The organism is Diaphorobacter sp. B2A2W2 (genome assembly GCF_056730635.1).
Genome location: NZ_JBWZOR010000004.1, coordinates 329,401 through 346,565, shown reverse-complemented (window position 1 = coordinate 346,565; position 17,165 = coordinate 329,401). Strand labels below are relative to the sequence as shown.

The following is a 17,165-nucleotide window of genomic DNA, read 5'->3' as shown; positions in this document are numbered from 1 at the left end:
GCACGGAGCGGCTGCTAAGATTTACGCTCTTTTTTGCGCCCCGCGCCAGCTGCCCGCCAGGCCTGCACGGGGCGCTTGTCCGTCTGGAGTTAGCGTGTCCACCTCGTCGTCCCCCCGTATCCAGCACCCCGGTCTGGCCCAGAAAATCATGAGCGCGGCCGAAGCCGCGGCCCTGATCCCGGCCGGCGCCAATATCGGCATGAGCGGCTTCACCGGCGCGGGCTATCCCAAGCAGGTGCCCCAGGCGCTGGCCGCGCGCATCGAGGCCGAGCATGCAGCAGGTCGGCCGTTCCAGGTCAACGTGTGGACGGGCGCCTCCACCGCGCCCGAGCTGGACGGCGCGCTGGCCAAGGTGAACGGCATCCACCAGCGCCTGCCCTTCCAGTCGGACCCGATTTGCCGCGACAAGATCAACGCGGGCGAGGTGCACTACCTGGACATCCACCTCTCGCACGTGGCGCAGCACGCGTGGTTCGGCTTCCTGGGCCCCATGCAGGTGGCCGTGGTGGAGGTGCTGGGCATCCTGCCCGACGGCCGCCTGATCCCCTCGTCCGCCGTGGGCAACAACAAGACCTGGCTGGAGATCGCCGACAAGGTGATCCTCGAGGTGAACTCGCTGCCCCCGATCGAGATGGAGGGCATGCACGACATCTACTACGGCACGGCCATCCCGCCGCGCCGCCAGCCCATTCACCTGACGCAGGCCACCGAGCGCATCGGCGAGCCCTACCTGCGCGTGGATCCGTCCAAGGTGATCGCGGTGGTCCAGACGCACCAGCGCGACCGCGACACGGCCTTCGCCAAGCCCGACGCAGTCTCCAACCAGATCGCGGCGCACATCATCGACTTCCTGGCCCACGAGGTGAAGGTGGGCCGCCTGCCCAAGAACATGCTGCCGCTGCAGTCGGGCGTGGGCAACGTGGCCAACGCGGTGCTGACCGGGCTGCTGGACGGCCCGTTCGACGAACTGCTGGGCTTCACCGAGGTGCTGCAGGACGGCATGCTGGAGCTGATCAAGCGCGGCAAGATGACCGCGGCGTCGGCCACCGCGATCTCGCTGAGCAGCGAGGCGCTGAAGGACTTCAACGAACACATCGCCTTCTATCGCGACCGCATCGTGCTGCGCCCGCAGGAGATCAGCAACCACCCCGAGCTGGTGCGGCGCCTGGGCGTAATCGCCATGAACGCCATGATCGAGGCCGACATCTACGGCAACATCAATTCCACGCACGTGATGGGCTCGGCCATGATGAACGGCATCGGCGGCTCGGGCGACTATGCGCGCAACGGCTACCTGTCGTTCTTCGTCACGCCCTCGGTGGCCAAGGGCGGCAAGGTGAGCTGCATCGTGCCCATGGTCTCGCACGTGGACCACACCGAGCACGACACGCAGATCATCGTCACCGAGCAGGGCCTGGCCGACCTGCGCGGCCTGTCGCCACGCCAGCGCGCGCAGGTCATCATCGACAAGTGCGCGCACCCGGACTTCCGCCCGCTGCTGCAGGACTATTTCGACCGCGCGCGCAGCAAGGGCGCGCAGCACACGCCCCACATCCTGGGCGAGGCCTTGTCCTGGCACGAGCGCTGCCTGGCCACGGGCAGCATGCTGCCCTGAGGGCTCCAGCCGTCCCTGGCGCCCCGGGGCCTACAGATAGCACCGAGGCGCGAAGCGCCTCAGCGGTGCCGTGTTCAGGCGATGAAGCGGCCCGTGCTGCCCAGCACGCCCAGGTCGATGAAGCGCGAGCCCACGTAGGGCGCCTGGCCGCTGTAGTCCACCACGAAGCCGCCCAGGTCCAGGTTGCGGATGCCCGCCAGCGCCGCGCGCAGCTTGGGCTGGGTCACGTCCTTGCCGGCGCGGTCCAGGCCTTCGATGAGCACGCGCGCGTTCACGTAGGCCTCCAGGCTGCCTTGCGAGAACTCGCTCTTGCCCTGCGCACGCATGGCGGACTGGTAGTCGCGCACCAGCTGCAGCTTGGCGCGGTTGGGGTCGGGCACGATCATGGACAGCGCGAGGCCGCTGCCGTCCTCGCCCAGCTGACCCAGGCTGGCGCTGGGCAGCGTCACGCTCAGGCCGGCCATGAGCACGCCGGGCGATTCCTTCTTGATACCGCGCACCAGGCCCACGGACACCGTGCCCGCGGTCGCCAGCAGCACGGCCGAGGGGCGCGCCGCGGCCACGGCCTGCAGCACCTGCGGCAGGTTCTTGCCGTCGGTGGCCACGGCCACCTGCACGGCGGGCTTCATGTTCAGCGCCGCCAGGGCGCGCGTGGCGTCCTCCAGCATTTCGCGGCCGTAGCCGTTGTCCAGGTACACCACGCCGATGCCCTTCAGGCCCATGCCCGCCAGGCGCTGGATGAGGCGCTGCACCTCGTCGGTGTAGCTGGCGCGCACATGGAACACGTTGCGCGTGCTCTTGCGCAGCGACGACGCGCCCGTGACCGGCGCCACGTAGGGAATACCGGCCTCTTCCACCAGCGGCACGATGGCCGCGTTGTTGGGCGTGCCCACACACGACAGCAGCGCCAGTGCGCTGCCCTGGCCGATGATCTGCTTGACGTTGGCCAGCGTGCGCTCGGGGTCATAGGCGTCGTCCACCATCTGCAGCTGCAGCGTGCGCCCATGCACACCGCCGCGCGCGTTGGCCTGCGCGAAAGCAGCGCCCGCGCCCAGCTGGATGTCGGTGCCAAAGCCCAGCAGCGGGCCGCTCATGGCGGCCGAGCAGCCGATCGAGAGGGCCTTGGCGGACACGCCTGGCGCGTCCTGCGCACGGGCCGGGAGCACGAAGGCCGGCGCGGCCGCGAGGGCGGCGGCTCGGCCGGCTTGGAGGACAAACTGGCGGCGTTGCATGGTCAAAGGAATGTGTGGGTTGGATGGGAAGGCAGCCCCGCGGCGCCCCGGCCCGCTGATGGGCCGCGCAAAGCACTGCGCACGGGAAACGGATAAGCTCCAAACGAGCAAACCGGTCGATTCTGGGCGCGTGGAGGTTGCAACTTCCGCCACCGAGCCCACCAATCGTGCCAAAGCCCTGCGCCGCTGCCGGGCGCAGCCCTGATGTGAGACCCCTCAGCCCATGTCCCTCTGGAAAAAACCCACCACCCTCGCGCTGATCACCGCCTCCAGCGCCAACACCGCTGTGAGCCACCTTGGCATCGAGTTCACCGAAGTCGGCGACGACTTCCTGCGCGCGCGCGTGCCCGTGGACGAGCGCACACGCCAGCCCTTCGGCCTGCTGCACGGCGGCGTGAGCGTGGTGCTGGCCGAGACGCTGGGCTCGGTGGGCGCCTACCACGCCAGCCCCGAGGGCTGGCTGGCCGTGGGCCTGGACATCAACGCCAACCACCTGCGCGCCGCCAGGAGCGGATGGGTCACGGGCACGGCCCGGCCGGTGCACATCGGCAAGACCACACAGGTCTGGCAGATCGACATGGTGAACGACGCGGGCGAGCTGACCTGCGTGTCGCGCATCACCATGGCGATGCTGGCGCCGAAATAAGCGCATCCCCCTGAGGCGCTGCGCGCCTGGGTGCAGCCGCCAGAGGCGGCCGCTCTTTGGGGATGCCCAAGCCTGCGCAGGCAGGTTCGGAGCCGCGCCCCTCAGCCCCTGCTTTCGCGCTGCGCGCGGGAAGGGGGACGACGCCAGGGGCTGGTCAAAGCCCTCTCCACGGCGTCTGCTGAGGTGGCCTGCTCCGCGGACTTCGGAAGGGGCAGCGTGGCGAGGGATCGCGCCAGCACCGTTCCGGGCCGCAGTGGGACAATGGGTCCAATCGGGGTGTAGCGCTTGATGGGTAAGCGCCAGAAGCTACTTTTTTAATAGCAACACCACCCCGCTCGCGCCCAGAGACAGCGCCTGCGGCCCACAGCCCGCTCCGCGCGTTTGCCAGGGGGGCCTGCGCTGCGGCTTTCGGAAGGTTGGAGCACGGTATGGGTTGCGCGCCAGCGCACCTGCCGCGTTGCGGTGACTTATGCGCCCCATCGTGTTATGCGCCCCATCGTGCCGCAGCGCTTGACTAGTCTGCGCTGTCAGCTACTTATTCAGTAGCATCGTTCTGGCGTGCCAGGCGCTCGCTCTTCCAGTAGACCTCGCTGCCGCCGTCCATGCGGTTAAGCGCGCGCGAGAGCACGAACAGCAGGTCGGACAGACGGTTCAGGTACTGGCGCGGCGCGGCGCGCATGGTCTCGTGCTGCTGCAGCGCCACCACGGCGCGCTCGGCGCGGCGGGCCACCGTGCGGCACACATGGGCCTGGCAGGCAGCGCGCGTGCCCGCGGGCAGGATGAATTCCAGCAGCCGCGGCAGCTCGGCGTTGTAGCGCGCGAGCGCGTTGTCCAGCTGCAGCAGCGCATCGTCCTTGAGCAGCTCGTAGCCGGGCATGGACAGCTCGCCGCCCAGGTTGAACAGCTGGTGCTGCACGTCGATCAGCAGCTCGCGCATGTCCGCGGGCAGCGGCTCGCACAGCAGCAGGCCGATGTGGGAGTTGAGCTCGTCCACGTCGCCCATGGCGTGCGGGCGGCCGCTGGCCTTGGACACGCGGGTGTTGTCGCCCAGGCCCGTGGACCCATCGTCGCCGGTGCGCGTGGCGATTTGTGTCAGTCTGTTTCCCATGGCGCGTTTCCTCCTCATTCGGGGCCGGGGCGACGATTGTGCGTTACATCCGCCGGGCCATTGTGGAGACGGGCAACAGCGGGCAAAAGTGCTGGCTGCGGCATCCATGCTGCGGTGCAATGAAGGCCTGTTCAACTTCCACCGGAGCCGAATCGATGCCTCACACACCGCAACGACGCACCCTCCCCTCCTTCGATGCCCGCAGCGTGATGCTGTTTGCGGCGCTGACCGTGGGCGGTGCGGCGGCGCAGGCCCAGACGCCCAGCGCCCCCTCCGCACAACCGCAGTACCAGACGGGGCCGGGCCCAGCCACAACGCAGCCCAAAGCGACCTTTGGCGGCAGCAGCACGGCCACGCCCAGCGGCAGCAGCGCCAGCGCCAGCGCCTTTGAACGCGCCGATGCCAACCGCGACGGCCAGCTGAGCAGCGCCGAGGCGGGCCAGCTACCCGCCATCGCCAACCGCTTCCAGGCGCTGGACAAGGACAAGAACGGCAACCTGTCCCGCACCGAATTCGAGGCCGGCAGCCGGTCTTGACGCTTAAAGGGACGGGCATGGTTAAGCATTGATTACGCACCCTTCGAGCGCAACGCCGTACCCGTCCTGGGCGGCCCGTCCTCTCGGGCCGCCACCACCCCCCGCCTGCACTGTCCTCCAGGGTGCGGGCGGGGTTTTTCCATGGATACACGCTAGATCGGCCTTTCACCACAGGCCGACCATGGTGAACTCTCAACACGCGGCCCGCAGGCCGCAGCCCGGACTTCTAGAATGGCCGCCACCCACGCGCCTTGAAGGAAGCCCGCCATGAACGCCCCCGCGACCACCGCCCATCTGCAACCCCAGACCACGCCGCGCCCCGTGCCGCAGGCGATGCTGGACGCGCTGGCCGCACGCTTTGGCGCGCAGTACTCGGCGGCGCAGGCGATGTGCGAGCAGCACGGGCGCGACGAGGGCTCGCTGCAGGCGCCCCCGCCGGCGGCCGTGGTCTTTGCCGAGAGCACGCAGGACGTGCAGGACGCCGTGCGCCTGGCCGCGCAGTACGGCGTGCCAGTGATCCCCTACGGCGCGGGCTCGTCGCTCGAAGGGCACCTGCTGGCCGTCCAGGGCGGCATCAGCATCGACATGGGCCGCATGAACCGGGTGCTGTCCGTTGACGCCGACGACCTCACCGTGACCGTGCAGCCCGGCATCACGCGCAAGCAGCTCAATGAGGCGATCAAGGACACGGGCCTGTTCTTCCCCATCGACCCCGGCGCCGACGCCAGCATCGGCGGCATGGCTGCCACGCGCGCCAGCGGCACCAACGCCGTGCGCTACGGCACCATGCGCGAGAACGTGCTGGCGCTGGAGGTGGTCACCGCCCGTGGCGAGGTGATCCGCACCGGCACGCGCGCCAAGAAGAGCAGCGCCGGCTACGACCTCACGCGCCTGATGGTGGGCAGCGAGGGCACGCTGGGCCTGTTCACCGAGGTCACCGTGCGCCTGTACCCGCTGCCCGAGGCGGTGAGCGCGGCGATCTGCTCGTTCCCCACCATCGAGGCCGCCGTGCGCACGGTGATCCAGACCATCCAGCTCGGTGTGCCGATCGCGCGCGTGGAGCTCATCGACGCCAACAGCGTGCGCATGGTCAACGCCCACAGCAAGCTCCGTCTGCGCGAGGAGCCGCTGCTGCTGATGGAATTCCATGGCTCGCCCGCTGGCGTGCAGGAACAGGCCGAGGTGGTACAGGACATTGCACGCGAATGGGACGGCAACGCGTTTGAATGGGCCACCACGCCCGAGGAGCGCACGCGCCTGTGGACCGCGCGGCACAACGCCTACTTTGCCGCCGTACAGAGCCGCCCGGGCTGCAAGGCCATCAGCACCGACACCTGCGTGCCCATCAGCCGCCTGGCCGACTGCCTGCTCGACTCCGTGGCCGAGGCCGACGCGAGTGGCATCCCCTACTTCCTGGTGGGCCACGTGGGCGACGGCAACTTCCACTTCGGCTACCTGCTGGACCCGGCCGTCCCCGCCGAGCGCGAGACAGCCGAGCGGCTCAACCACCAGCTCGTGGCGCGCGCGCTGCGCCTGGGCGGCACCTGCACCGGCGAGCACGGCGTGGGCGTGCACAAGATGGGCTTTCTGGTGGACGAGGCCGGCGAGGGCGCGGTGGAGATGATGCGCGCCATCAAGCGCGCGCTGGACCCGCAGAACATCCTCAATCCGGGCAAGATCTTCGCGCTGTAGCCTGCACCGCGGCGGGCGCGCCGCCACTCCTGATTCAATAGCTGCAAGCGCTTGCTGTATAAGCGCCAGGGCCTTTTTTACCCTTGTTTTCCGCGCAACGGGCCCGAGCGCGCGGGCAATAAAAAGCCCAGCCGGTCCGCGGCTGGGCTGGGGGCAGGCGCTCCGCTACCCGGCACCACGCGGACCACGCCACGCGGCACCGGCGCCGCACCGGCGCGGCTTCAGGCGCCGAACAGCTTGTTGGCCGTCTCGGCCACCAGACGGCCCTGGAAGCGTGCGCCGTCCAGCTCGGTCGCGCTGGGCTGGCGCTGGCCCTGGCCGCCGGCGATGGTGGTCGCACCGTAGGGGGCGCCGCCCACCACTTCATCCAGCGTCATCTGGCCCTGGAAGCTGTAGGGCAGCCCCACGATCACCATGCCGAAGTGCAGCAGGTTGGTGATGATGGAAAACAGCGTCGTCTCCTGCCCGCCGTGCTGCGTGGCGGTGGAGGTGAACGCCGCGCCCACCTTGCCGTTGAGGGCGCCGCGCGCCCACAGGCCGCCCGCCTGGTCGAGGAAGCTGCCCATCTGCGAGGGCATGCGGCCAAAGCGCGTGGGCGCGCCGACGATGATCGCGTCGTAGTTTTCCAGCTCGGCCACGGTGGCGACGGGTGCGGACTGGTCCAGCTTGAAGTGCGCGGACCGGGCGATCTCCTGCGGCACCGTTTCGGGCACGCGCTTCACGTCCACCGTGGCACCGGCAGAGCGCGCGCCTTCGGCGACGGCCTGCGCCATGGTTTCGAGATGGCCGTAAGTCGAGTAGTAGAGAACGAGTACCTTGGACATGACTTTCCCTTTTCAAGAACGCTTGTGCAGCCACAAGCAGCATGGCAGGCAGCGCGCGCAGCACCCCGCCGCCTTCATGGGCCAGCACACGCTGGCACCCCGCTCCAGCAGGCGCCACTGGCGCTGGTTCGTTCTCACTTAACCACCCCGGTCCTGCGCCGCGCGGTGCGCGCGCACCCGGGCAGCCAGGCAGCGCACGTAGTCATCGCAGATGCCCAAGAGGTCGAGTTGGCACGCCAACTGGTCTAGGTAGTCGCGGTTGCTGCCCACGCTGCCCTGCGCGCTGGCGATGATGGCGGCGGTGTCGTCCAGCGACAGCCCGCCGCGGTGCAGCGGGTGCGCGGTGTTGGCGGACAGCACCAGCGCGCGCACACCGCCCTGCGGCGTGTGCAGCGGTTGAAAGCCCGGGCAGTAGCTGCCGTGGATCATTTCGCGCCGCCACAGCATGCGCGACTCCCGCTCCAGCAGCGCCTGTGGAATGCGGAATGCCAACCCCTCGCAGTCACCCACGCCGCGCTGCAGCGTGAGCACCAGGCCCGGGCTGTCGGGTGTACCGCGGCCGATCGTGGTGGCCAGCGCGAAGCGGCGCGCATGGTCCGCGAGCCGGGCGCGGCGCACCTCGTCGAAATGGATGGCGGGGTTCCACATCAGCGAGCCGTAGGCAAACACCCAGAGGTCGCACCCCTCGCTCTGCGCCAGCACGGCCTGGCGTGAGCGCTCGACCACGTCATCGGGCAGCCGCCAGTCGGCGGACAGGCCCTGCTGGCGCGCCTGCGCATCCCAGGCGGCGAGCACCTCGTCGGTCAGGCGCAGCCCGCTGGCCTGGGGCGGCGTGAGCCGTCCTTGCAGTTCGGGGAGGTGCCTGAAGGCGTGGGGTTCCATGGGTGGGGTCGATGCAGAACCGGGGGGAAGGAGCGGGCGCGTACGCTGGAGAACGGCGCGGCGGCGCGCCGCTCTTCACTGCGGTTCACTGTATTTCGCATCCACCGCTTGATCAATGGGCCAGAGCGCATCACACCGTCCTGCATAACGGCCGAATGCAGGCTGCGGCGAACGCTTGCCGCCCCGCGCCCAGCGGCAGGGGAACCGCCAAGCCGGTATGCGCGGCGCAGGGCTTGCCCTGGAGGGCGCGCCGGCGCTCCTGTTTCAATAGCTGTTAGCGCTTGCTACGTAAGCGCTGGAAGCCCCCGGCACCTATCACGCAGCCTGCGTCTGGCGCCGTGCCACGCCACCGCCCACCAGTGCCGCCGAGACCACACTCAGCACCAGCGCCAGGGCCGAACCGTAGAAGATGTCGGCGGTCTGCCCGCGGTCCAGCAGCACGCCAAACAACGGCGCCGCGACGGAAAAGCCCAGGTCCAGCCCCGAATACACCGTGCCGTACACGCGGCCCGTGGCGCCGGGGGGCGCGGCGCGCTTGATGAGCATGTCGCGCGACGGGCCGGCAATGCCCACGCCCATGCCCGCCAGCGCCGCCACGGCCAGCGCCACCGTGCCGGGCAGTGCGCCCAGCCCCACCAGCACCAGCAGCGCGGCGGAGGCCATCAGGCAGATGCTGATGGTCTTTTCCAGCCGCACCACGCGGCCCACGAGGAAGCCCCCGATCACCATGCCCACGGCGCTGCACAGCATGTAGCCCGTGACCACCATGGAGGTCAGCGACAGCGGCATGTCGTACATCCGCTGCAGCGCCGGGGCGGCAAAGCTCTGGATGGCGCTGAGCGAGCAGGTGCTCCAGAAGAAGAACGAGAAGCACAGCCACACGGCCGGGAGCTTGAGGAAGGCCATGGGGTGTTCCTGCGCGTGCGCGCTGCCCGTGGCGCCCTTGGCCGGCGCATGCGCCCAGGCGCCCTGGCGATCGTCCAGCGCGTCGCGGTTCCACACCATGACGGCCAGCACCACCAGGGCCAGCGCACCGCCGCTCAGGCAGGCCATGCGCCAGGATCCCGTGGCCGTGGCGATGCCCGCCATGAACAGCGGCGCGGTGGCCCAGCCCAGGTTGCCCGAGATGCCGTGCACCGAGAAGCCGTGGCCCAGCCGCGCGGGCGACACGCGCTTGTTGAGGATGGTGAAGTCCACCGGGTGGAACGGCGCATTGCCCAGGCCCGCCAGCACCGACGCCACCACCAGGCCCAGGTAGCCGCTGGCGCTGCCCGCGGTGAGGCCCGCCAGCGCAAAGCTGGCCAGCGCGGCGAACAGCACCGGGCGTGCGCCCACGCGGTCCACCAGGAAGCCCGACAGCGCCTGGCCCACGCCGGAGACCACGAAGAACACCGAGACCAGCAGCCCCAGTTCGGAATAGCTGTAGCCGAACTCCGCGATCAGGAACGGAAACAGCGGCGGCAACAGCAGGTGAAAGAAGTGCGAGGAGCCGTGCGCAAGGCCGATCAGGCCAATGGTGCGCGCGTCCTGGCGCAGGGTGGGGGCAGCAGTCGTCATGGGCATGATCTTAGGCAAGGCAGTCGCGGCCGATATACGATAGTCGGCCAATTGCTGTCGCGATCATGCCAAGCCCGTCCCTTCCCCGCCCTGCCCCGCCGCCTGCCGAGCCCGCCGCGGCCAGCACCGCCGGCCGCGCCGCGCGGCCGGCGCGCGTGCTGTCGTACGTGGAGTCGCTCACGCCGCACCTGTTCGTGCCCAGCCGGGAGCGCCCCGTGCGCGCCAAGCACCGCGAACTGCGCGCCGACACGCAGGTGCGCCCGCACAGCCACCCCTGGGCGCAGGTGGCCATCTCCACCACGGGCGTGCTGCGCCTGACGGTGCCGCGCGGCACCTACATCGTGCCGCCCTCGCGCGCGCTGTGGATCCCCCCGGGCGTGGAGCACGCCGTGACCATGGTGGAGGACGCCGACCTGCGCACGCTGTACTTCTACCAGCCGCCCGGGCGCTGCGGCCCCGCCGTCGCGCGCGCGCAGGAAGAGCCCTGGCGCCAGTGCCGCGTGCTGGAGGTGTCCGAGCTGCTGCGCGCCGTGGTGCGCGAGATGCCCACCGACCCCGACGACGGCGCCCCGCCGCCGCCCGAGCTGCTGCACCGCGAGCGGCACCTGAGCGCGCTGATCCTGGACGAGTTGCGCCGTGCCAGCAGCGTGCGCCTGGGCGTGGACCTGCCGCGCGACAAGCGCCTGCGCCACCTGTGCGAGGCGGTGCTGGCCGATCCCACGCGCCACGACACGCTGGCCGACTGGGCGCGCGACACCGGCGCCAGCCCGCGCACGGTGGCGCGCCTCTTTCGCCAGGAGCTGAGCAGCACCTTCACGCAGTGGCGCCAGCAGGTGATTCTGGCGCGCGCCGTGGCGCTGGCCGCGGGGCGCAAGCCCATCAACCAGATCGCGGCGGAACTGGGCTACAACAGCCCCAGCGCCTTCAGCGCCATGGTGCGGCGGGCCGTGGGGCTGGCGCCGGGACGCTTCCTGGGGTCGCCATAGATCTCAAGGCAAATAGGGCTCCAGCGCTTACCCCATAAGCGCAAGCAGCTCTTTTTTCAGGAGCAGTACACAGACAGCATGCCCGTGGCGGCGGCCAGGCGGGCCAGCGTCCAGCCCCGGCCCAGCAGCAGGCGGCGCGTGGCCAGGGCTTCCTGCACGCGCGCATCCACCTGGCGGCCCAGGTAGCGCGGGGTCTTGTGCTGCAGGCAGACATAGCCCTGCGGGTAATCACGCCCCAGGCGCTGCCACAGCGCATGGGCCCCTGCGGACTGGCGCGCGCCGGACACCAGGCACTGCCCGCCGTCCAGCGCCCAGCGGTACACGGCCGTGGCAAGGCCCCGGCGCTGGTAGGCGGGCGCGTAGCGCGAATGCGGCGCGCGCAGGTGGCGGTCGGCGCGGCGGTTCAGTTCGACGAGGCGGTTGAAGACCGTGGTGCCCGCCAGGCACTGGCGCAGCGGGTCTTCGATGTAGACGTACAGCTCGCCATCGGCCACGCGGCTGCGCACGAAAAGGCCGGGGTGCCCCGGCAGGAGCGTGGAGGGCAGGCCATGCAGGGCGTCACCGGGAGAGTGCAGCCGCTGGTGCAGGGCCGAGAGTTCCTGCTCGATCGTGGCGTCGGGCGGGTCCACGTCGATGCGCAGCTCGGCGGGCTGCGCGAGGCGGCGCGCCTGGCGCCGGGAGACATCAAGAAAGGAGGAAAAAACGCCAGAAGCGTCGGGGGCGGGCGGCGGCTTGGGCCACGCCAGCCATGACGACCAGAACGGCGGCAGGGACAGGTACATGGAACTGCGGCAATAACAATGCGGCGCGCATGCTAGGCCACTGCGCGCCTGCAGGCCAGCCCCGCCGTCGATACCGCACCACGCGGGTGCGATACCGTGTCGTTCTTGGCGTTTTCGGGCTATGGCCCTTGCGAGAAAGACGCTGGCAGCTATGAATAACGAAGCACTTCACCCACAAGACGCGCACAAAAAAGCGGCCCGAAGGCCGCTTGCTTGCCGGGGGCGAAGCCCCTTGCGCCCCGCTCAGCGCGACAGCGCGCCGGCCGTGGCCGAGTCCAGGCGGCCGGTGACGGGCAGGCCCTGGGCCTGCTGGAACTCGCGCAGCGCACGCGCCGTCTTGGGACCGGCGGAGCCGTCGGGCGTGCCCACGTTGTAGCCCATGGCGTTCAGGCGTTCCTGCGCCTCGCGCACCGACATGGCCGCGCCCGCGCGGGTCTGCGAGGGAGCCGCGCCGCCATCCACGCCCAGGCGGCCGCCGCCGCCCAGGCCCTGGCCCTGCACCGACTGCGCCTTGTAGCTGCGCAGCGCGACAACCATTTGGTTGTAGGCATCCATGAACGCAGCGGTGATCACCTTGCCTTGCGCGGTGTTCTGGTAGCCCCCCAGGCCACCGCCGGCCGAGCCGCCGAACAGGCTGCCGAAGCCGGCAAAGTCGCTCTTGGAGGCGCTGCCTTCGGAGGCCGCCACCTGCACGCCCGAGCGGTTGTCCACCAGGGTCAGCATGGCGCTGGCCTCGCGCGTCTTCAGTCCGCCGCCGACGGCCGCCAGCGCACGGCCGCTGCCGCCGCCGATCAGGCCGCCCAGCACGCCGCCGATGGCGCCTGCGTCGTTGTTCGAGAAGATGATCTCGGGCGACATGCCGTAGTCGGACGCCACCATCTGGCCCCGGCCAAAGTTGCTGCCACCGCGCATCTCGCCGGAGCCCATGAGCTGGCGCTCGCGGTCCATGGCGCGCATGCCGGCTGCGCCGCGCTCCACCACGATGAAGCAGTTGGACTGCTGGATCAGCAGGCGCAGCAGGTTGGCCGTGGGGGGCAGCTTGTACTCGTTGCGCAAGATGGTGTACCAGCCGGCGTCCTGGTTCTCGACCAGCGACACGGTGCCCAGGGGCGACTGGCAGCGTTCCAGCTGGCCGCTCTCGTTGGCGGCGCTGCCGCCGGCGGCAGCGCCGGTGGCCACGGTCTTGGACTCGGCGCTGCCCATCCGCATGTTGGTGGTTTCGCAGCCGGTCAGGGCCAGGGCGGCGCAGGCGGCCGCCAGCAGCGTCAGTGGTTTACGGGACATAGCTTTCCTTCCTCTCTCTCTTCTTGCATTCCGGGGTGTGTGGGACACGTCTCAACCGAGGCGTTGCGGTCTGCGCACCCGGTACGGGACCGACGTGGCCGACGTGAATGCAAAATCATACCAATTCGGCAGTTTTTGCAACCGATGTTTGCAAGTTGTTTCGTTTTAGTGTGGCGCAGCACTGTCCGCCGGCAAAGGCAATTGGTAGATCCACACCGCATGGCCGGCGAAGGAATCCAGCCGCGCGCTGGGGCGCACGCCCGGCACGGCGAACGCCAGACTCACGAGCCAGCGGCCCGGCGCCATCTCCGCGCGGGCCTTCGCGGCCACACGGGCCATGCTCTCGGGCCGCTGGAACACGTACACAAGGTCGTAACCGCCCCAGTCCGTGGCCCAGATATCGCCGCGCCGCACGCGCGCCCAGGGGCAGCGCAGCCGGCATAGCAGCGCCAAGGGTCCGCTCCACTCCAGCCCGTGCAGCCGCGCCTGCGGATAGGCCGCGCGCAGGGCCTTGAGGCCATCGCCCAGGCCACAGCCGGCGTCCAGCACGGGCGCACCCGCGGGCAGCGGCACGGCGTCCTGCAGGCCGTGCAGCGCACCCGGCGGGGTGGGAAACAGCGGCGCATCACGCCAGGCATTGAGCGGATACACCAGCAGCAACAGCGCCAGCGGCAGCAGCCAGCCCCAGGCCGGCAGCGCCACCGCGCCGCCCAGCGCCGCCGACAAGGGAAAGCCCAGCGCGATCAGGCCGCGGCGCCACCAGCCCTGCGCCAGCAGGCTGCCCGCCACACCCACGGCGCAGGCCAGCCCGAGCGCTGCCAGCGGGGCCACGCTGCCGCGCAGGCCCGCGAACAGCAGCCACGCCGCCGCCCACACCAGCACCGCCGGCAGCGGCCAGGGCAGGACGATGCGCCGCGGCGGCGGCACGTGCAGACGATGGGGTCGGCGGGGCCGGCGCGGCATGGATACGGGCCGCAACGGTGCGGCGTCAGCCGCCGCGCAGGCGCTCGATGAGGCCGTTGAGCGCCTCCAGCGAGCCGAACTGGATGGCCAGCTCACCCATCTCCTCAACCCGGCTGCCGCGCTTGACGCGCTTCTTGACGCGCACCTCGACCTCGGCCATGAGCAGGTCGGACAACTCTTCCTCCACGCGCTTGAGGTCGCGCGACTTGTCCTTCTTGGGCTTTTGCGGCGTGAGGGCGAACTCCGCACCCAGCTTCTTGACGAGGCTCTCGGCCTCGCGCACCGACAGCTTCTTCGCCGCGATCTGGTTGCCCGCGGTGATCTGCGCCGCGCGCTCCAGCGACAGCAGCGCACGCGCATGGCCCATGTCGATGTCGCCGGCCATGAGCATGGTCTGCACCGGCTCGGCCAGGTTCAAAAGGCGCAGCAGGTTGCTCGCCGCGCTGCGCGAGCGGCCCACGGCCTGCGCCGCCTGTTCGTGGGTGAGGCCGAATTCGCGGATCAGGCGCTGCAGGCCCTGGGCCTCTTCCAGCGGGTTGAGGTCTTCGCGCTGGATGTTCTCGATGAGCGCCATGGCCGCGGCCGCCTCGTTGGGCACGTCGCGCACCAGCACCGGCACCTCGGCCAGGCCCGCCAGGCGTGAGGCGCGAAAGCGCCGCTCGCCCGCGATGATTTCGTACAACGGCCCACTGGCGCTGAGGGCGCCCATCGCCGCCGAAGCCCCCTGCGATGCACGCTCCTGGCGGCGCTGTCGCGCCTGTTCGTCGTCGAGGCGACGCACAAGGATCGGCTGCATGATGCCCTGGGCCTTGATGGATTCGGCCAGTTCGTACAGCGCGCCCTCGTCCATGCGTGTGCGCGGCTGGTAGATGCCGGGCACTAGACGGTCCAGGGCCAGCGTGCTCACCGGCCCGTCTGCCACACCCGCTGCGTTGGCGCCGGCGGGCGCCTTGTCGGCCACCTTGGGGCCCAGCAGTGCTTCCAGGCCGCGTCCCAGGCCCTTGGGTTTCTTGGTGACCATGTGTCTTCAGTCCTTGTTCATCAATGCGCGCAGCAGTGCGTGCCCTTCGGGCCAGTCGCCCAGGTCGGAATCGGCGTTGATATGACCCCGGGGACCGGAGTCCACGAAGCGTGCGCCCCACGCACCGGCCAGCGTCTGCGCACGCTCAAAGCTGCAGTAGGGATCGTCCTGGCTGCCCACCAGCACGGCCGGAAAGGGCAGCACCTGGCGCGCAATGGGCGCCCAACCAGGGATCTGCGCGGCCAGGTCGGGCCGCTCCACATCACCCGGCGCCACCAGCAGGGCGCCGCGCACCTTGTGCGCGTGGCGGGTGTGCGCCGCCCACCAAGCGGTGAGGATGCACCCCAGGCTGTGCGCGGCCAGCACCACCTCGCCCGGCGCATCGGCCACGACCTCTTCCAGCCGCGCGGACCAGTCGCCGCGCAACGGACGCATCCAATCGTGCTGCTGCACCCGCTGGTAGCCATGCAGCCGCTCCCACTCGGTTTGCCAGTGGCCGGGGCCGGAGTTCTGCCAGCCGGGCAGGAGGAGGATCTGCGAGGGATTCATGCGGCGTTACTATGATTTATATAGCTTATAGCGCTTATCCAATAAGCCTTGGAGTCTATTTTGACCTGTAAGACCTTGGCCAGGCATCACATGCGCTTCACGCGCTCCACCATCTCGCGCGCGAACTCCAGAAAAGCCTGGCTGCCCTTGGCCGCGGGATCGAACACCACGCCGGGCAAACCGTAGCTGGGCGCCTCGGCCAGGCGCACGTTGCGCGGGATCACGGTGTCGAACACCTTGTCGCCGAAGTGGTCCTTGAGCTGCTCGCTGACCTGGCTTTGCAGCGTGATGCGCGGGTCGAACATCACGCGCAGCAGGCCGATGATCTGCAGGTCGGGATTCAGGTTGGCATGCACCTGCTTGATGGTATTCACCAGATCGGTCAGGCCCTCCAGCGCGAAGTACTCGCACTGCATCGGCACGATGACGCCGTGGGCGCTGCACAGACCGTTCAGCGTGAGCATGGACAGGGAGGGCGGGCAGTCGATGAGCACGAAATCGTAGTCGGAGTCCACCGCCGCCAGGGCGGCTTTCAGGCGGCGTTCGCGCTGCTCCAGCGGCACCAGTTCCACCTCTGCCCCGGCGAGTTCGCGGTTGGCGCCCAGCACGCGGTAACCGCACTGCTCCGACAGCACGGCGGCCTCCGGCACCGAGGCAGACTCCAACAGCACGTCGTACACCGACAGCTCCAGCGCGCGCTTGTCCACGCCCGAGCCCATGGTGGCATTGCCCTGCGGGTCCAGGTCCACGAGCAGCACGCGCTGGCCGATCTTGGCCAGGCCCGCGGCCAGATTGACGGAAGTGGTGGTCTTGCCGACCCCACCCTTTTGATTGGCAATGCAGAAGATCTTGGCCATGCGGGCAATTCGCTATTACTTGGAAATGGCCAGCTTGACGCCGAAGCCGATGAGGAACACGCCCGCCGTTTTCTCCAGCACGCGCGCCACCGTGGGGTTGGCGCGCATGCGCTCGGCCAGGAAGTGCGTGAGCAGCACCACGACCAGGCTGTACAGGAAGGTGAGCGTGGCGATGGTGGCGGCCATGGCGGCGAAGGTGACCAGCCCGCGGTGCGTGGCCGGGTTCACGAACAGCGGGAAGAAGGCCATGTAGAACACGATGGCCTTGGGGTTGAGCAGCGTGATGACCGCCCCCTGGCGAAAGTAGTGGCGCGGCGCGATGTTCAGCACCGGCGCATCCCCCGGCTTGGCGGTGAGCATCTTGTAGCCCATCCAGCCCAGGTAGACGGCGCCCAGCCATTGCACGGCATGGAATGCCGCCGGATACGCGGCCAGCAGGCCCGCCACGCCGGCCACCGCCATCCACATGAGCACCTGGTCGGCGGCGATCACGCCCATGCAGGCGGCCATGCCGGCGCGCACACCGCCCTTGCCGGTGGAAGTGATGAGCGCCAGATTGCCCGGCCCCGGGATGGCGAGGAACAACACGATGGCGGCGACGAATGCGCCGTAGTCTGCAATGCCGAACATG

Annotated in this window: 17 protein-coding genes; 5 read left to right on the top strand and 12 right to left on the bottom strand. The window is 69.7% G+C overall.

The genetic code is table 11. From position 1 onward, the window contains the following. Positions 1 to 94: 94 nt before the first annotated feature. Entirely contained in the window at positions 95 to 1,615 is a 1,521-nt protein-coding gene (locus tag AC1PPL_RS10215) for an acetyl-CoA hydrolase/transferase family protein (protein WP_281631021.1), read from the top strand. A 74-nt stretch (positions 1,616 to 1,689) separates the two neighbouring features. Here the strand turns inward: AC1PPL_RS10215 and AC1PPL_RS10210 are convergent, their stop codons facing one another. Next, the gene (locus AC1PPL_RS10210; RefSeq protein ID WP_479973201.1) at positions 1,690 to 2,847 is read right to left on the bottom strand and encodes an ABC transporter substrate-binding protein; all 1,158 of its coding nucleotides are present in this window, start codon (positions 2,845 to 2,847) and stop codon (positions 1,690 to 1,692) included. Positions 2,848 to 3,070: 223 nt separating this feature from the next. Between AC1PPL_RS10210 and AC1PPL_RS10205 the strand changes: the two genes are divergently transcribed. Next, the gene (locus AC1PPL_RS10205; RefSeq protein WP_011803515.1) at positions 3,071 to 3,493 is read left to right on the top strand and encodes a hotdog fold thioesterase; all 423 of its coding nucleotides are present in this window, start codon (positions 3,071 to 3,073) and stop codon (positions 3,491 to 3,493) included. 535 nt (positions 3,494 to 4,028) lie between these two features. Here AC1PPL_RS10205 and AC1PPL_RS10200 read toward each other — a convergent pair. After that, positions 4,029 to 4,601, bottom strand: coding sequence for a cob(I)yrinic acid a,c-diamide adenosyltransferase (locus AC1PPL_RS10200; protein WP_479973200.1), 573 nt, complete (start codon positions 4,599 to 4,601; stop codon positions 4,029 to 4,031). 155 nt (positions 4,602 to 4,756) lie between these two features. Here AC1PPL_RS10200 and AC1PPL_RS10195 point away from each other — a divergent pair, with 155 nt between their 5' ends. Continuing rightward, on the top strand, positions 4,757 to 5,137 hold the full coding sequence (locus tag AC1PPL_RS10195) for an EF-hand domain-containing protein (protein ID WP_479973199.1): 381 nt from the start codon (positions 4,757 to 4,759) through the stop codon (positions 5,135 to 5,137). A gap of 267 nt (positions 5,138 to 5,404) precedes the next feature. Next, positions 5,405 to 6,829, top strand: coding sequence for an FAD-binding oxidoreductase (locus AC1PPL_RS10190; RefSeq protein ID WP_479973198.1), 1,425 nt, complete (start codon positions 5,405 to 5,407; stop codon positions 6,827 to 6,829). A 221-nt stretch (positions 6,830 to 7,050) separates the two neighbouring features. Here AC1PPL_RS10190 and wrbA read toward each other — a convergent pair whose 3' ends face one another. From wrbA to AC1PPL_RS10175, 3 genes are all read right to left on the bottom strand, one after another. Next, the gene (gene wrbA / locus AC1PPL_RS10185; RefSeq protein WP_019373987.1) at positions 7,051 to 7,653 is read right to left on the bottom strand and encodes an NAD(P)H:quinone oxidoreductase; all 603 of its coding nucleotides are present in this window, start codon (positions 7,651 to 7,653) and stop codon (positions 7,051 to 7,053) included. Positions 7,654 to 7,791: 138 nt separating this feature from the next. Beyond that, entirely contained in the window at positions 7,792 to 8,535 is a 744-nt protein-coding gene (locus tag AC1PPL_RS10180) for a gamma-glutamylcyclotransferase (protein WP_312843555.1), read from the bottom strand. Between the two features lie 315 nt (positions 8,536 to 8,850). Then, positions 8,851 to 10,098 (bottom strand): MFS transporter, encoded by a 1,248-nt coding sequence (locus tag AC1PPL_RS10175; RefSeq protein WP_312843554.1) that lies wholly within the window; start codon positions 10,096 to 10,098, stop codon positions 8,851 to 8,853. 59 nt (positions 10,099 to 10,157) lie between these two features. On the opposite strand from AC1PPL_RS10175, the gene AC1PPL_RS10170 reads away from it, so the two are divergent. Further along, positions 10,158 to 11,078 carry an AraC family transcriptional regulator gene (locus tag AC1PPL_RS10170; protein ID WP_479973197.1) on the top strand — a complete coding sequence of 307 codons (921 nt, stop codon included), beginning with the start codon at positions 10,158 to 10,160 and terminating at the stop codon, positions 11,076 to 11,078. Between the two features lie 56 nt (positions 11,079 to 11,134). Here the strand turns inward: AC1PPL_RS10170 and AC1PPL_RS10165 are convergent, their stop codons facing one another. The 7 genes from AC1PPL_RS10165 to AC1PPL_RS10135 form a co-directional block, all read right to left on the bottom strand. Then, the gene (locus tag AC1PPL_RS10165) at positions 11,135 to 11,719 is read right to left on the bottom strand and encodes an N-acetyltransferase (RefSeq protein ID WP_479973221.1); all 585 of its coding nucleotides are present in this window, start codon (positions 11,717 to 11,719) and stop codon (positions 11,135 to 11,137) included. Between the two features lie 384 nt (positions 11,720 to 12,103). Next, positions 12,104 to 13,144: a peptidoglycan-binding domain-containing protein gene (locus AC1PPL_RS10160; RefSeq protein ID WP_012655168.1), complete on the bottom strand. Its 1,041-nt coding sequence runs from the start codon at positions 13,142 to 13,144 to the stop codon at positions 12,104 to 12,106. Positions 13,145 to 13,309: 165 nt separating this feature from the next. Continuing rightward, positions 13,310 to 14,107 (bottom strand): class I SAM-dependent methyltransferase, encoded by a 798-nt coding sequence (locus AC1PPL_RS10155; RefSeq protein ID WP_479973196.1) that lies wholly within the window; start codon positions 14,105 to 14,107, stop codon positions 13,310 to 13,312. Positions 14,108 to 14,132: 25 nt separating this feature from the next. Next, complete coding sequence (locus AC1PPL_RS10150) at positions 14,133 to 15,128, bottom strand: ParB/RepB/Spo0J family partition protein (protein ID WP_312131057.1); 996 nt, start codon at positions 15,126 to 15,128, stop codon at positions 14,133 to 14,135. Positions 15,129 to 15,134: 6 nt separating this feature from the next. After that, positions 15,135 to 15,677, bottom strand: a complete 543-nt coding sequence (locus AC1PPL_RS10145) for an RBBP9/YdeN family alpha/beta hydrolase (protein ID WP_088887981.1) — start codon at positions 15,675 to 15,677, stop codon at positions 15,135 to 15,137. An 86-nt stretch (positions 15,678 to 15,763) separates the two neighbouring features. Continuing rightward, entirely contained in the window at positions 15,764 to 16,534 is a 771-nt protein-coding gene (locus AC1PPL_RS10140) for a ParA family protein (RefSeq protein WP_011803501.1), read from the bottom strand. 15 nt (positions 16,535 to 16,549) lie between these two features. After that, complete coding sequence (locus AC1PPL_RS10135; protein ID WP_011803500.1) at positions 16,550 to 17,164, bottom strand: LysE family transporter; 615 nt, start codon at positions 17,162 to 17,164, stop codon at positions 16,550 to 16,552. Position 17,165 lies beyond the last annotated feature (1 nt).